Source organism: Fibrobacter sp. UWT2 (genome assembly GCF_900142545.1).
Classification (GTDB): Bacteria; Fibrobacterota; Fibrobacteria; order Fibrobacterales; family Fibrobacteraceae; genus Fibrobacter.
Genome location: NZ_FRBF01000002.1, coordinates 123,060 through 138,422, shown reverse-complemented (window position 1 = coordinate 138,422; position 15,363 = coordinate 123,060). Strand labels below are relative to the sequence as shown.

At 52.4% G+C, this 15,363-nt stretch carries 13 protein-coding genes; 9 read left to right on the top strand and 4 right to left on the bottom strand.

Features of this window, described 5'->3' with window-relative positions:
* The first annotated feature begins 12 nt into the window (after positions 1 to 12).
* The 3 genes from BUA40_RS01755 (at position 13) to BUA40_RS01745 (ending at position 3,043) form a co-directional block, all read left to right on the top strand.
* Positions 13 to 1,314, top strand: a complete 1,302-nt coding sequence (locus BUA40_RS01755; protein ID WP_072797639.1) for a hypothetical protein — start codon at positions 13 to 15, stop codon at positions 1,312 to 1,314.
* Positions 1,315 to 1,325: 11 nt separating this feature from the next.
* Positions 1,326 to 1,715, top strand: a complete 390-nt coding sequence (locus tag BUA40_RS01750) for a hypothetical protein (protein WP_072797637.1) — start codon at positions 1,326 to 1,328, stop codon at positions 1,713 to 1,715.
* An 80-nt stretch (positions 1,716 to 1,795) separates the two neighbouring features.
* On the top strand, positions 1,796 to 3,043 hold the full coding sequence (locus tag BUA40_RS01745) for a nucleoside recognition domain-containing protein (protein ID WP_072797635.1): 1,248 nt from the start codon (positions 1,796 to 1,798) through the stop codon (positions 3,041 to 3,043).
* Here BUA40_RS01745 and BUA40_RS01740 read toward each other — a convergent pair.
* Both BUA40_RS01740 and BUA40_RS01735 read right to left on the bottom strand, forming a co-directional pair.
* Positions 3,040 to 4,005, bottom strand: a complete 966-nt coding sequence (locus BUA40_RS01740; protein WP_072797633.1) for a calcium/sodium antiporter — start codon at positions 4,003 to 4,005, stop codon at positions 3,040 to 3,042. The two genes, BUA40_RS01745 and BUA40_RS01740, sit on opposite strands and share 4 nt — an antisense overlap.
* A gap of 3 nt (positions 4,006 to 4,008) precedes the next feature.
* Positions 4,009 to 5,046, bottom strand: coding sequence for an outer membrane beta-barrel protein (locus BUA40_RS01735; protein WP_072797631.1), 1,038 nt, complete (start codon positions 5,044 to 5,046; stop codon positions 4,009 to 4,011).
* Positions 5,047 to 5,276: 230 nt separating this feature from the next.
* On the opposite strand from BUA40_RS01735, the gene BUA40_RS01730 reads away from it, so the two are divergent.
* The 6 genes from BUA40_RS01730 to BUA40_RS01705 all read left to right on the top strand — a co-directional run bounded on the left by BUA40_RS01730 (position 5,277) and on the right by BUA40_RS01705 (position 12,261).
* Positions 5,277 to 6,743, top strand: coding sequence for a leucyl aminopeptidase family protein (locus tag BUA40_RS01730; protein ID WP_072797629.1), 1,467 nt, complete (start codon positions 5,277 to 5,279; stop codon positions 6,741 to 6,743).
* A gap of 19 nt (positions 6,744 to 6,762) precedes the next feature.
* Positions 6,763 to 8,598 (top strand): glutamine-hydrolyzing GMP synthase, encoded by a 1,836-nt coding sequence (guaA, locus tag BUA40_RS01725; RefSeq protein WP_072797628.1) that lies wholly within the window; start codon positions 6,763 to 6,765, stop codon positions 8,596 to 8,598.
* 213 nt (positions 8,599 to 8,811) lie between these two features.
* Complete coding sequence (locus BUA40_RS01720) at positions 8,812 to 9,411, top strand: TIGR01440 family protein (RefSeq protein ID WP_072797624.1); 600 nt, start codon at positions 8,812 to 8,814, stop codon at positions 9,409 to 9,411.
* A 347-nt stretch (positions 9,412 to 9,758) separates the two neighbouring features.
* Positions 9,759 to 11,351 carry an EAL domain-containing protein gene (locus tag BUA40_RS01715; RefSeq protein ID WP_178299509.1) on the top strand — a complete coding sequence of 531 codons (1,593 nt, stop codon included), beginning with the start codon at positions 9,759 to 9,761 and terminating at the stop codon, positions 11,349 to 11,351.
* Positions 11,352 to 11,478: 127 nt separating this feature from the next.
* The gene (locus tag BUA40_RS01710; RefSeq protein WP_072797619.1) at positions 11,479 to 11,685 is read left to right on the top strand and encodes a hypothetical protein; all 207 of its coding nucleotides are present in this window, start codon (positions 11,479 to 11,481) and stop codon (positions 11,683 to 11,685) included.
* Positions 11,686 to 11,691: 6 nt separating this feature from the next.
* Entirely contained in the window at positions 11,692 to 12,261 is a 570-nt protein-coding gene (locus BUA40_RS01705; RefSeq protein WP_072797618.1) for a phosphatidylglycerophosphatase A family protein, read from the top strand.
* A gap of 134 nt (positions 12,262 to 12,395) precedes the next feature.
* Here BUA40_RS01705 and purB read toward each other — a convergent pair whose 3' ends face one another.
* Together purB and BUA40_RS01695 are read right to left on the bottom strand one after the other, a co-directional pair.
* Positions 12,396 to 13,838: an adenylosuccinate lyase gene (gene purB / locus BUA40_RS01700; protein WP_072797607.1), complete on the bottom strand. Its 1,443-nt coding sequence runs from the start codon at positions 13,836 to 13,838 to the stop codon at positions 12,396 to 12,398.
* A 43-nt stretch (positions 13,839 to 13,881) separates the two neighbouring features.
* Positions 13,882 to 15,315, bottom strand: a complete 1,434-nt coding sequence (locus tag BUA40_RS01695) for a BamA/TamA family outer membrane protein (RefSeq protein ID WP_178299507.1) — start codon at positions 15,313 to 15,315, stop codon at positions 13,882 to 13,884.
* Positions 15,316 to 15,363: the final 48 nt, after the last annotated feature.

Below are 15,363 nucleotides of genomic sequence, written 5' to 3'. Positions count from 1 at the left end.
AAGGAGATACGAATGAATATTAAGCTTATTTCTGTCGTCTCTGCGCTCGCAGTGTCTGCTGCCGTCGCTCAGGACTATGATGACGAATACGAAGAATCCACCAGCTCTACTGAAAGCGTTCAGGAAGAAGCTCCTGCCGCACCGGAACCCGAACCGGCACCCGCAGCTGAAACTTCTTCTACTACCAGCTTCGAAGCTCCTGCCGCCTCCGAAAGCGTTCCGACTCCGGCCGCTACAGGCAAGTTCAACGTTCTCCACGGTAACGCTTACAACACCGTCAACAACCAGTTCGGCGCCTCCACCATCGACGGCGACATGAACGCTGTCTACAAGATGAACGGCCGCAAGCTGTTCTACGTTGAACCGACTGGCGAAGAAGGCGTTCTTGCTCTCGGCTCCAGCAGCATGACCTACCTCCTCGCTTTTGACAACAGAGCTGGTCTCGGCATGTTCACTGCCGGTATCGCTACTCCCGCTTTCGGTGTAGCTGTTGACCTCGCCATCGACAAGACCTGGACTTCTAACGAACAGAAGGCCGCCAACGTCAAGAACACCCGCGACGAATCCACGACCGCTGCAGGCGACTACATCAACGTGAAGTTCGGCGCTCCTCTCGGAACCTTCGACATCGTTGCTAACGTCTACTGGCTCACCTTCGATGAAGAAACCGACGTCGAAACCGACAACAACGGCAACAAGACCGAAGACGATCCGGACTTCTGGGATCTCGGTGCTAGCGTGACCCTCTCTAACGGTCCGTCCGCTACGAACTTTGCTTGGGCTGCTGGCCTCGACTTCTTGCGCCAGAAGAGCGACCGCCGCGTGAAGGCCGGTAACACCACTACCGAAACCACCAACAACAACGCCTTCATCCTCATCCAGCCGCGTTTCGACTTCTCTTTCCCGGTTTTCACTGCTGAAAACGCCCAGGTGTTCCTTGGCTTGAACAACCGCTTGCCGGTCTACATCTTCGATGAAATCGAAAATGGCAACCAGACCACCAACACCTACGACTTCGGCCTGTTCTCTACACCGAACATCCTCGCCGAAATGGCCCTCAACGAAAACTGGATCCTCTTCGGTAGCGCAGCCTTCGTTTGGAAGGTCATCGACTACAAGACCGAATCCATCGAAGAAGGTGCAGCCAACAACGACACCTCCATCATCTCTATGCGCACCAACACGACGAACGCCAGCGCCGGTCTCCGCTTCAGCTACGACCACCTGGTTATCGAAGCTTCTGTTGCTGACAACCTGAACAACGATACATGGTCCGGCCTCGTCGGTAACCTCGGCATCTTCCTCGTGTTCTAAGAGAGGCTAACATGAAATCCGTTGCAAAGATTATTTTGGGATTCAGCCTGCTTGCCTTGGCAGCTTGCTCCGGCAAGGGCTCTGGCGAATCACGTATCAACAACGTTGATAACGACGGAAACGATTCTCCCTCCGTTATCGATGACGATACCCCCGCTGGTCCTACAGGCAACATTATTGCCTGTAAAGACGTGTCCGGAGCATTCTGCGCCGAAACGACTGACATGTCGCTGAAGAGCGAATGCAACGCAGAAAACGATGGTATCCTCACAGACAAGTGTCCCGCTGGCGGAAAGAAGTGCGACATTGGCGACAAGAGTACCACCTTCTACGTTTATCAAGGTGAAATGACTTGCGAAATGTTGATTCAGTTCATGTCTATGGACGACGACGAAGACTAAGTCGAAAACAAACCCATCAACTATTAAAGGCGAACCTTTGAGAAAATCAAACGGTTCGCCTTTTTTTTATTTTTCAAGCCATGGTTTTAAACATTATCTGGCTTGTTTTCTTTTTTGGCGCATTTGTCGCCTGCATGGTCCAGTGGCTCGCTTTTGGCGACTCGGGCATATTCAACAAGGCAATCCTCGGTGCATTCGATATGTCCAAGACGGCATTCGAAATCGCTATCGGCCTTACCGGCATCTTGAGCCTTTGGCTAGGCATCATGAAGATTGGTGAAAAAGCGGGAGCCGTACAGATTCTTGCAAAGATTGTTTCGCCGCTGTTCAGCCGACTCTTCCCCGAGATTCCCAAGAACCACCCGGTGATTGGAACCATGCTCATGAACATCAGCGCGAACATGCTGGGTCTCGACAACGCCGCAACGCCCATGGGCCTGCAGGCCATGAAGCAGCTGCAAGAAATCAACCCGAACGAAGACAAGACCGTCGCGAGCAACTCGCAGATTATGTTCCTGGTCTTGAATGCAAGCGGCCTTACGCTGATTCCCGTAAGCATCATGACTTACCGTGCGCAGATGGGCGCATCTAACCCCAGCGATGTTTTCCTGCCCCTTTTGCTTTCTACGTTCTTCAGCACCATTGCAGGCATCTTTGCCTTGAGCTTTTTCCAGAAAGTCAAACTTAAAGACCCCGTGACGATCGCCTGGCTGGCCGGTCTTTCGGCCTGCGTCATTTCGATCATGGTCTACTTCAGCCACTTGACCGCCGAAGCCATCGGCACCACCAGTCTTTTGATTAGCGGTATCGCCCTGTTCGGAATTATCGTGGCCTTCCTCGGGCTGGCTGTCTACAAGAAGATTCAAGCTTACGAAGCCTTCGTAGAAGGCGCCAAGGACGGTTTCCATACCGCCGTGATGATTATCCCGAACCTGGTCGCCATTCTTGTGGGCGTGGCCGTGTTCCGCGCTAGCGGTGCCATGGACTTGTTACTGAACGGCGTTTCCTGGATTCTTGGACTTTGCGGTGTAGGTAACGACGTTGTTCCCGCACTCCCCACCGCCATCATGAAACCCTTGAGCGGTAGCGGTGCCCGCGGCATGATGATCGATGCCATGAAGACTCTAGGCCCCGACAGTTTCGCAGGCCGCCTGAGCTGCATGTTCCAGGGAGCCGCCGACACGACGTTCTACATCATCGCCGTTTACTTTGGATCTGTAGGTGTTAAAAAGACGCGTCACGCCGTCACTTGCGCCTTGATTGCAGACGCCGCAGGCGTAGTTGCAGCCATCGCGATTGCGTACCTGTTCTTCCCGCCTACCGCTTAGGTAGCTTGGACAACAAGCAGGGTAAGGTAGCCGACATAGACGGCTAAAAGAATTGCGCCGGCAATACGATTCAAGCGACCGTCGCCCTTACGCCTAAAGCCAAGAACAATCAAGGCTACAGTCAACGCAATCATAAGCGGCATATCGCGGGTCGTCACCACATTCTCGATTTCATCCATCGGAGAAATGGTCGCTGCAAGGCCCACGACGGCCAGCGTATTGAACAGGTTGGAACCGATAATGTTTCCCAACGCAAGATCGTTTTCACCCTTGCGGGCTGCGGCAATGGAACTGGCCAGTTCCGGCAGAGACGTTCCCACCGCCACAATCGTAAGACCAATCAAAAGATCGCTCACGCCAAGAGTTCGGGCTATTTCGACAGCCCCCCACACGAGTGCGCGCGAGCTAGCCACCAGCAAAACGAGCCCAAGCACAAGCCACAAGATGGACTTGCCCAAAGAGCCCTTTTCAGAAGAATTATCTTCGACAGATTCAGCCGCCTCGGAATGAGCCTTCCTCATTTCGCGCCAGCTGTTATACCCCATCACCAATACAAAGACCACCAGCAGCAAGATGCCGTTCCAGCGCACCACGCTACCGTCCCACACCAAGATAATCGAAAGAATGGAGACTGCTATCAATATGGGCAAGTCGTCACGGATAACCGAACGTTGCATCAAGATAGGCGAAATCAGGGCCGTTGCGCCAAGAATCAAGGCTATGTTTGCAATGTTGCTACCGTAGGCGTTACCGAGCGCCAGCTCGGGATTCCCTTGAGATGCCGAAATAGCAGAAACCGTAAGCTCCGGAGCAGAGGTCCCAAAGCCTACGATTACCATACCAATCAAAAGTGTAGACATGCCGCAAAATTCGGCAATACCTACGGCTCCGTCTACGAATTTATCAGCACTCCAGACGAGAACCGCTAGGCCAAGAATTACAGCGACAATGGCAAGGATCATATATTAGAACGGGTAGACGGAAATTCCGACGTTGAAGGAAGAAGCATCCAGATTCAGGTTCAGATTCTTCATGTGGCCGTCGTACAAATCGGACATACCCAGGTTAGCGGAGATGTCGAGAGAAATGTACTTGTTAGCCATCACCGAGAATCCAAAGACAAAAGCCCAATCCAGGTTATTACGGTAATCATCCATCATATCCGTTCTGCTGGAATGTTTCTTGTCGTTGCTGTCGGTATAAGACACGCGAAGCTTGTCGTAAAGCGGGATAGACATTTCGGCACCGAGGTCGAAGAAGATTCTCGATGTGGCAGCCTTGAAGGTGAAGAGTACCGGGATATCGATTTTCTTCTGGCTGAACTTGAAGTTCGTCGGGACTTCGTTTACGTAGTAGGATTCGCTGGCGCGGCTCTGTTCAAAAAGGACACCGAGCTTGATACCCATTGTATAGGCGTTCAACGGGATAATGGACATGATACCGGCTTTCCAGTTCATACCATTGTACTGGTCGCTATCCCAATCACTGCCAGCCAGCTGGTAAGCACCAACAGAGGCATGGGCTCCAATCTTGAAGCTCATGGGATAAAGGCCCCTAAGTTCATCCATGGTAACCGTGTCCTTGCCTTCGCGTTCGGCAACATAAACGGTACGAACGGGAACGCCATCTTCACGGGTATAGACGGTTTCGTAATAAACGGTATTGCGAGCATCGCGGAAACGCTGGGCGGCTTCAGAAGAAGGACCGACATCCTTGTTATCGGCACCACGCACAGCCTTGGGGGCTACGACAACAGCGGGTTCTGCGACAGGTTCCGCAGCGGCAGGAGCTTCAGCAACAGCGGCAGCGGGAGCTTCGGCGGCAGCAGGAGCTGCTTGTTCAGTTGCAGCGGGAGCAGCGGCATCTGCGCCACGGACGGCGACAGGGGCGGCTTCTTCGGCCGGAGCAGCGGCAGGAGCTGCAGTAGCGGCAGCGGGTTCCTGAGCAAAGGTAAATGCCGAAAGGGCAAGAACGCTAAGAATACCAGTAATTTTACGATTCATTTGAACCTCCATTTTTTACAACTTCATTATAGCATTTTTTCATTTAAATTGCAAAAGGACTCCCCAAAAAAGTGACGAGGTGACAATAAAAAGGTATCAAGCGTCACCAAGAACCCGAAGCATAATCCAACCTACTTCCGACTTCCTACTGCCTACTTCCTACCGTCTACTTCCTACTGCCTACTGTCTACTTCCTACCGCCTACTTCCTACATTTACTACATTTAAGGCATGAATCTGAATATCGTTTCCTCTGAAAATCTCAAAAACACTGACAACAAGGCTTACGCCCTCTTTTTTGTCAAGCAGTCTATTCAATTTTCCACCGTTCTTACCGAAGAAGGCGAAGAACAGGTCGATACCATTCTCAAGGGCATGAATGACGGCCCGTTCGAAGATTTGGAATATCTCGAAATCGACGGCTGCAACACCTTCTTTGTAGACGCAGCCAAGGAACGCGGCCTTTCCGCCCTCGACCACCTGCGTATGGCAGCCTACCGCCTGGCGAAGCGCGCCATGAAGAAGCAGATTGCCACCGTGAGCCTGTTCCTCGCCGATGCAGCCGATGAACAGTTCAAGGCCATTTTGCACGGCCTGCATTACGCTGACTACAAGTTCGATGCCTACAAGAGCAAGCAAAAGCCGAACTTCCTGGTGACCTACGAAATCGTCGCCGGCGAACATGTCAAGGATTTCAAGAAAATCGCCGAAGACGTGGCTGTGGAACAGAAGGCCGTGACGCTCGCCAAGAACCTGATCAACACAAGTGCTTCGGACCTCTACCCCGCCGAATTCGTGGAACGCGCAAAGACCGTCGCCAAGTACACCGAAGGCTTGAGCATCAAGGTTCGCAACATGAAGCAGCTCGAAAAGGAAGGCTTCATGGGCCACGTGACAGTCGGTAAAGGCAGCTCTCACGAGCCGCACATGATTACGCTCGAATACAAGCCCGCCAAGCGTACCTCCAAGGACCATTTGGTGATTGTCGGCAAGGGCCTTACTTTCGATACCGGTGGCCTCTGCCTGAAACCGCCTAAATCCATGCCCGAAATGATCAGCGACATGAGTGGAGCTGCGACCGCGCTCGCCGCCATCCAGGCTATCGCCACCCTCAAGCTCCCGATTCGCGTGAGCGCCGTCTGCTGCCTCGCCGAAAACGCCATTGGCAATAAGTCGGTGCTGCCGGGCGACATCTTTACCGCGAAGAACGGCAAGACCGTCATGGTCGACAACACCGACGCCGAAGGCCGTCTGGTTCTCTCCGACGGACTTGCCGAAGCCGGCCTCATCGGCGCAACGCACATTGTGGACCTCGCCACCCTTACGGGCGCCATGGTCCGCGCCCTCGGTTATGCAGTCACGGGATTCTTCAGCAACGATGACGATCTTGGCCTCAAGGTGATCAACTGCGGCGAAGCCTGCTGCGAAAAGTTCTGGAGCATGCCGCTCGAAGAAGAATACGCCGACGCCCTCAAGGACAAGTTCGCCGACCTCAAGAATACGGGTAGCGACGCTGGCGCCATTTCTGCAGCACTCTTCCTCCAGGAATTCGTGCCCGAAAACACCGCCTGGACGCACTGGGACATTGCCGGTACCGCTTTCGTCGATAAGAAGTGGAAGTACACTGAATATGGTGCCACCGGCTTTGGCGTACAGACGCTGATTGAACTCGCCCGCGAAATGAGCTCCGCAGAATAAATTTCTATTTTTGGATTGTATGAAAAACGTTGATACGATTGCCGTTTTGGACTTTGGCGGGCAGTACGCCCACCTGATTGCGAACCGTGTGCGCCGTTTGGGCGTGTTTACCGAAATCCACTCCCCTGCCGCTCCGGTTTCTGAACTGGAAGGCGTGAAGGGAATCATTTACAGTGGTGGCCCCTCTAGCGTGTATGCGGCCGACGCCCCGGAATACAATCCCGAAATTTTGGACCTCCCGGTGCCGAAGCTTGGCATCTGCTACGGTCACCAACTCATCGCCCAGCAGTTGGGCGGTCACGTTGAACCGGGCAAGGTCAAGGAATATGGCATCGCCGACCTTATCGTGGGCGACGAAAAGTGCCCGATTTTGAAGGACCTCCCGAAAGCCTCTCCCATGTGGATGAGCCACGGCGACCAGGTGACGAAGCTCCCCGAGGGCTACAAGATTGTGGCCAGCACCAAGGACTGCGAAATCGCCGCTGTCGCCTTCGATAGCGACAAGCCCGAACGCCAGATTTTCGGCATCCAGTTCCACCCGGAAGTCACGCACAGCAAGTTCGGCATGAAGTTGCTCGAAAACTTCATCGACTTCACGGGCGCGAAGAAGACTTGGAACATGAAGAGCTACCTGCCGCTCATCACGCAGCGCATCAAGGATCAGGTCAAGGACCGCAAGGTGTTCCTGCTCGTGTCAGGCGGTGTGGACTCCACCGTAGCATTCGTGCTCCTGAACCGCGTGCTCGGACCGGAAAAGGTCTTGGGCCTGCACGTAGATAACGGCATGATGCGCCTCGGCGAATCCCAAAAGATTATGGACTTCCTCACAAAGGAAGGCATGAACAACCTCAAGGTGCGCGACGCTAGCGAGCACTTCCTTGCAAAGCTCAAGGGCGTGACCGCTCCGGAAACCAAGCGCGGCATCATCGGCAAGGAATTCCTGACAGTGAAGGACGAGGAAATGGCGAAGCTCAACCTCGATCCGAACCAGTGGATGATGGCTCAGGGAACCATCTACCCCGACACCATCGAAAGCGGCGGCACCAAGAACGCCGACAAGATCAAGACGCACCACAACCGCGTGCAAGAAGTTTTGGACCTCATGGAAAAGGGCCTCGTGCTCGAACCGCTCGCCGACCTGTACAAGGACGAAGTCCGCGCCCTCGGCGAAGAACTCGGCATTCCGCACAACCTCGTGTGGCGTCACCCGTTCCCGGGTCCGGGCCTCGGCGTTCGCCTGCTCTGCAGCGAAGGCAAGCTCTCCGATGACATGGTCAAGTTCGAAGATGTGAAGGACACCGCAGGCAACAGCCTCGCCGACTACCTGAAGGCAAACAACATTGCAGGCCGCCTGCTCCCCATCAAGAGCGTGGGCGTGCAGGGCGACGGCCGTACTTACGCACAGCCGTTCCTCATCACCACTCCAGGCCTTTCCTGGAAGGATTGCGAAAAGTTCTCGACCGAACTTGCCAACCGCTTCAAGGCAATCAACCGCGTCATCTACCAGATTGGCAGCGTCGCCGACGAAGATCCGAAGCTTGTCGAACAGTACGCCACCCGCGAAAACTTCGATACACTCCGCAAGTTCGACAACATCTGCACCGAATTCCTGCAGGCAAACGACTTGTACGAAAAGATTTGGCAGATGCCGGTCGTACTCGTTCCGCTCCGCACGGCAAATAAGCCCTGCATCGTGATGCGCCCGGTGAACTCCACCGAAGCCATGACGGCAAACTTCGCCGAAATCGACCAGGGAATGCTCGCCGGTCTCTGGCGCAAGTTCGAAGCCGAAGGTGCTGGCAGCCTGTGGTACGACGTGACCCACAAGCCCCCCGGAACTATTGAGTGGGAGTAAGCCGAGTGCTGCGAAAACATGCTCGCATGTTTTCATAGCCGAGGCGCGCGAACACGCGCTTGAACAAAGTGAAAGCGCCGTGGGAGTAGCGCGGAGCCGAGTGTCGCAAAAATGAGCTTGCTCATTTTTATGACCGAGGCGAACAAGCAGACGCTGAAGCCGTAGGCGTAAGCGTCAGTAAGGCGAGCTTCGCCGCAATGGGAGTAAATTAATATGGCTGGCATTACATACGAAATAGACGACAAGAACATTGTCGAGCAGATTCGTAACGACGCGATGAACGCCGCGAAGGAACTTGTGGAAAAGGCTCACCTCACGGCGGGCAATATTGTGGTTATCGGTTGCAGCACGAGTTCCACGCTCGGAAACGACATCGGTAGCCATTCCGTGCCCGAAATCGGCAAGGCGATTCTCGAAGGGCTCTCGTCCGTTTTCAAGCCACTCGGCATCTACATCGCGGCGCAGTGCTGCGAGCACCTAAACCGAGCCATCATCGTCGAGCACGCCGCAGTCCCCTTCGCCGAAATCGTGAACGTGGTGCCGCAGCCCAAGGCAGGCGGTTCTTTTGCTACGGCCTGCTACAGCGCATTCGAGCATCCGGTCGCCATCGAGCATATCAAGGCAGATGCGGGGCTCGACATCGGTGGAACGCTCATCGGCATGCACCTGAAAGAAGTCGCTGTCCCCCTGCACATGCAGCAGACGCATGTCGGCAAGGCAATCCTGATTGCCGCCCGCACCCGCCCCAAATTCATCGGCGGAGAACGCGCCCACTATGACGAAAGTCTCAAGGACGGCTACCCGAAATTCTAAAAAGCGGGACAAATAATCCGAATATTCCAAATTGGAGTAAGAAAATCGTAATAAAACGGGACTTTTTTCAAGGGAAAGTCCCTTTTCCTGTTTTCTTTAGTTAAATTGACGATATAATACAGGAGAAAATGGTAGTGATGCAAGGTGGTCCCAATATGACACCTCCAAATGGAGCAAATCCCCCTCAATATGCAGGTGGGCCAGGTCCTGGTGGCTCCGCTTTTCCAAAGCCCGAAAAAGTCGACCCCATAACCGGTCTGGACCTTGTGGCGTGGTTTTTTGCTCAAACTCAAAAAGACCCTAATTTTTACCCGCTTCACAAATCGACCATTACGTTCTTTAACGTAATGAACTTCAAGACCATTAACCAAAGATTTTCTTACCCGGGCGGAAACACCTACCTTTGCAAATTCAGGGACGTGCTCAAGGGGCTTTTCGAAGGAGAAACCGTTTTACGCGCCGGGGCAGACCACCTGGTCGTCATTAGCTTGAATCTTACCGTTGAAGATATCGCCACCCGAGTCAAAGAATTGAACCTGGTGATGGGCCGCTTTGAAGGCGGACTACGCAACCAAATTAAGGCCGGTATTTACGTTGCTGACGGAACTCCGCAAAAACCCATCGTGATGATGGACAGAGCCTCTCTTGCCTGTCGCGAAATTCATGGGATGTTCAACAAAGAATATGCCGTTTTCGACGACGAACTCAACAAGAAACATGAACAGCAGCAATATGTGCTGGAGCATTTTGAAGAGGCGTTCGAAAAAGGATACTTCAAGGTTTTTTATCAGCCCGTTGTTCGAGCACTTACAGGCAAAGTCTGTGGTTACGAAGCCCTCGCCCGCTGGATAGACCCCGTGCGCGGCATCATTCCGCCATTCATTTTTATCGAAATTTTTGAAAAATTCCACCTGATTCACAGGCTGGATGCTCTTATTATCGAACAGGCTTGCAAAGACATTCGCGACGACATGGATAGCGGGTACGCCTACGAACCCGTTTCAGTAAACCTGTCACGACTGGATTTTGAACTCAGTGATATCAAAAAAATTGTTGACGATGCGGTCGCCAAGTACAACATCCCCAAAAAGTATCTGAACCTAGAAGTCACCGAAAGCGCCTTTCCGTCGCAAAATACAAACCTTGCCGAGACCATTAAAGCTTTTAGGGCCGACGGCTACGAGGTTTGGCTTGACGACTTTGGTTCAGGTTTCAGCTCATTCGGCAACCTGCAGTCCTACGATTTCGATCTATTGAAAATCGACATGAGTTTTTTGCGTACACTCGACACAAACCCAAAATCCAAGCTCATTATCGCCTCGATTGTCGACATGGCCAAGAAACTCGGCATCCATACGCTTGCCGAAGGCGTCGAAACCAAGGAACAGTATGAATACCTTAAAATGATCGGCTGCGAAATTATCCAGGGGTACTATTTTGGTAAGCCCATGCCTGTCGAAGAATATCAGAACAACAGGGAAAAGTATTGCGGATATGAAGTAAGCGAGCCATCAGAACTCAAGAAATACTACGATACGATAGGGACCGTGAACCTTTTGGACAACTGTCCCCTGATTATTAACCGCAATACGATAATCAACTTTATGCCAACCGCCCTGTTCGAACTGATCGACGGGAGGTTCCAGTTCATTTATACAAACAAAGCCTTCTCTGACTTCATGGCATCCATCGGCGCTAGAACGCATGAGCAAATCATTAGCGAATTTATTGACAAATTCCCAGAAGAACGCGCCATGCTACGACAGGCCATGCTTGACACGGAGGAACAAAAAATCCCTATAGATTGCGCCATGACCATTTATTCTTGCAAATTGATTGTCGCAGTAAAGTTCCTCAATAGAACAGGAAGCCGGACTTCGTTTGTGCTGACCTGCCGCAATTTGAGCAAAATCAAGAAGCCTAAATACGGCCATTTATAGCAAATTAGGACATTTTGTACAAAAAAATGATTTTTTTTCACTTTTTTTGAAAAAAATCTCCTTTTTTACAAAAAATTTTATAATATAGCGATAAAGAATACGAAAACGCCTTTAGCAAGGAGAAAATATGGCTGGAAAGAAGAGCAAGAACGCGCTGGATGACGATCCGATCATTCCGAACGACGACCTTGAAATGGAAGAAACTTCCATCTTCGACGAAGAGGACGACGATTCCGAAGACAAGGGCATCGACGAAATCCTCGGCGGTGCAACTCTTGGCCGTGCTGCAGGTGACCTCGACGGCTGGGGCAGCTCCGAATACGAGGATAACTAATTTCTCGTGAACCGCGAGGAACTTAAAGAAAAATATGGTAAAAAGCGAGTGCCCCACGAATGGCGGGGCACCGATTTCTTGTCTATAGTGGTCACCACATTCTTTGGTTCAGGCATGAGCCCGAAGGCTCCGGGCACCATGGGAAGCTTGGCTGCGGCAATTGTCGCCTACCCCATGGCCATTCTAGCGCTAAAGATATTTGGCGACATACACTTCAATCCTTTATTCTTTATTGCAGCGGTCATCGTCTTTTTCGGGGCAATCCCCTTCGTGAACAAGGCGATGAAGGATACGGGTACCGAAGATCCCGGCTGGATCGTGATAGACGAAGTCTGCGGAATCTTCATGACGTTCGCACTCGTAAACCCCTTCATTATACTGGACAGTCCCATTGTGCTTCTTATCGGGTTCGGTCTTTTCCGCTTTTTCGACATCCTTAAGCCGCTTGGCATTCACCGTTTCGAAAAATTCCCCGGAGCATGGGGCGTCATGGCCGATGACTTGCTCGGCGGAATCTATGCGGGACTACTGATGTACCCCATCAGCATTGCGATCGCCTGCGTCGAGATGTTTTAAGACGAATAACGCGCCCTTTTTAAAAACAAAAATCGCTTTAGAACCGAGCAAGACGCGAAACGCGAGCCGAAGCTGTATAAAACATACAGCGAGAGCTCGCGTGACAAAGTATTGCGATGTGTTATAAAGCGATTTTACACCTTCAGTTCGCCGGCGTCGATATTGCTCCACCCTTCGATGGCTTCAATAGCCGGGCGGACTTCTTCGGTCACAAACTTCACGACCTGTCCCGGAGCGCGACCCACGAACTTGCGGAGGTCGAGGATTTCCTTGAGCTTCGCTTCGGTGATGCCGAGCTTCTGGAACTTTTCGTTCTTCAAGACGCGTTCGAGCAAGTCGTTGTCCTTGCCCTGTTCCTTCACGACCTTGCCTGCTTCCATAGACATCACGCGGATTTCTTCGTGGAGTTCCTGACGGTCGCCGCCATTCTTCACGCCTTCCATGATGATGTTTTCGGTAGCCATGAACGGGAGTTCAGCCATGATGCGCTTTTCGATAACCTTCGGGTAAACCACGAGGCCGTTGGTCACGTTTTCAGCGATGATGAGCATGGCATCCATGGCAAGGAATGCTTCCGGAATAGCGAGGCGCTTGTTGGCGCTGTCGTCAAGCGTACGTTCGAACCACTGCGTTGCCTGCGTGAAGGCGGTGCTGTTCACCTGGGCCATCACGAAACGGGCCAGGGAGCAAATGCGTTCGCTGCGCATCGGGTTACGCTTGTAAGCCATGGCGCTGGAGCCGATCTGGGTCTTTTCGAACGGTTCTTCGACTTCCTTCACACCCTGCATGAGGCGCATGTCGGTAGCGAACTTGTGCAGAGACTGAGCGATGGAGCTGAGCACCTGGTTCACGCGGTTGTCCCACTTACGGGTGTAAGTCTGACCGGTGATAGTGAGCACGCGCTTGAAGCCAGCCTTGGCGGTCACGCGGCGGTCGAGTTCCATAATCTTTTCTTCGTCGCCATTGAACAAGTCCATGAAGCTGGCCTGCGTACCGGTCGTGCCCTTCACGCCGCGGAACGGGAGAACTTCGATGAGGAAATTCAATTCTTCGAGGTCGATGAGCATGTCCTGGAGCCAGAGGCAAGCGCGCTTACCCACAGTCGTGAGCTGGGCGGCCTGGAAGTGCGTGGCACCGAGCTGGGCCATGTCCTTGTATTCCATCGCAAACTTGGAAAGTTTGTCCATCACGCGGCAAAGGCGCTTGCGGACCATGATGAGGCCCTGCTGCATCTGGATAAGGTCGGTGTTGTCACCCACGAAAGCGGAAGTTGCGCCGAGGTGGATGATGCCCTTGGCCTTGGGGCACTGCACACCGTAAGCGTAAACGTGGCTCATCACGTCGTGACGGCGGCGCTTTTCTTCTTCTTCGGCGACTTCAAAGTTGATATCGGTGGCATGAGCCTTGAGTTCGTCCACCTGTTCCTGCGTAATCGGGAGACCCAGTTCCATTTCGGATTCAGCGAGGTAAATCCACAGCTTGCGCCAGGTCTGGAACTTGTACTGGGGGCTGAAGAGGAAGCTCATTTCTTTGCTAGCATAACGCTTGATGAGCGGGCTTTCAAATTGATCACGCATATTTTTGTCCTTGTTGAAATTTTACAGGGACAAAGATAGAAAATTACTTGAATTCCGGAGCGATGGTCATAATCATATTCACGCCGTGCAAGCCATGGAAGCCGAACTGCAGGCGGAAAAGATAAAGATCGGGCTGGCGAACACGGATACCGAAGCCCCACGAATTGTAATAATGGTCCAAGCTCCACTTATCGATCTTGGGTGCAATCAGGGCATATTCGTCAAAAATTACGCCGTCTACCAAGCGGTCCACCGGCCAGCGGTATTCCACGCTAAAAGACATCAGGTTGTGTGTCGTCCACTTGTCGTCATAGCCACGCAGAGGCGCCTTTGAATTCAGGTTGATAAAGGCATCGTGAGGAGCTCCCCCCTCTTCGACTTCCCACAGGGAAACCATTCGGTACTGCATGGCAATCACCCTGCGTTCAAAAAGGGTGTTACGCATATTTTCCGGTCGCCAAACACGCACCGCCTCGTCCCATGAAAAGTCCGTATAGAAGCGGCGATTTTCACGAGCTTCCTTTGCCGAAAGCACGTACTGGTGCGAAGAACCCAACAAGAAATAATGCTGGAAAATGAACTCCGTGGTATAGAAGTCATGCTTCTTTCCGCCATCCTTGATAACTTCATCTTGCCCATCTTCAACAGAAATGCCCAAGTCATCGTAGCGCACCCCGGAATACTTGCCCACAAAGGTATAGGTTCCGTTCAACACCACGCGGCTGCCACGCGAAGGGGCATAGGGCAAGTCAAGGTTGTCATACACCAGGGAAAGCCCCACCGGCACTTGGGTGGCATTCTGGTACAAGCCGCGGTCTTCAATTTTAAAGTCATCGCTGATTAGCACCGAATCCTGAATATCGGGGTGACTTGCCCGGCTGAAATACAGGGACGTCCAAAGTTCCGCATTCCAATTTGCCGTATTGGTAATAGGAGCGCCCAAGCGCCAGGTAAACTGGTAGCTGGAATCGGGCTGTAGGTAACTTTCCTTGGTTTCAGGAATATTGAATCGTTTATCGCGGTCCAGATCGATATCGTACCTGAAGCCGCCAAACAGGCGCGTTCCAAACAGGGAATGCTTTACATAGCGGGCAGTCAAGCCCACGTCACCATTGGCGTAGTATTCTCCCTGCATGACCAGGTAGTCTTTTTCGAGAAATACGCTACGGTGTCTATAATTCGCCCCCACCATGGTTCGCGAACCCGGCTTGAAATTGAAACTCGGGTAAACCATGATCTTGTAGTCTTCGCCAAAAGAAATCAACTGAACCGACTTATCGATAATGCCGTTCTTCAAGGCGTAGTCCACAGGTTGGGCAATCGGGTAAATAAGGCCATTCAAAAAGGGCTGGATGATATGTTCTACCGGCCACATCCAAGGGGATTTCGAGGGAGCTTCTGCAGAGGTACTATCTGCAACAACATCATCTTCTGCATAGAGCGAAACAGCGCCAAAGAACCATAGCGCAGCTAGCACCCAAACAAAGAGACATCGCGACTCCCTTTTTACCATACCCCTAATTTA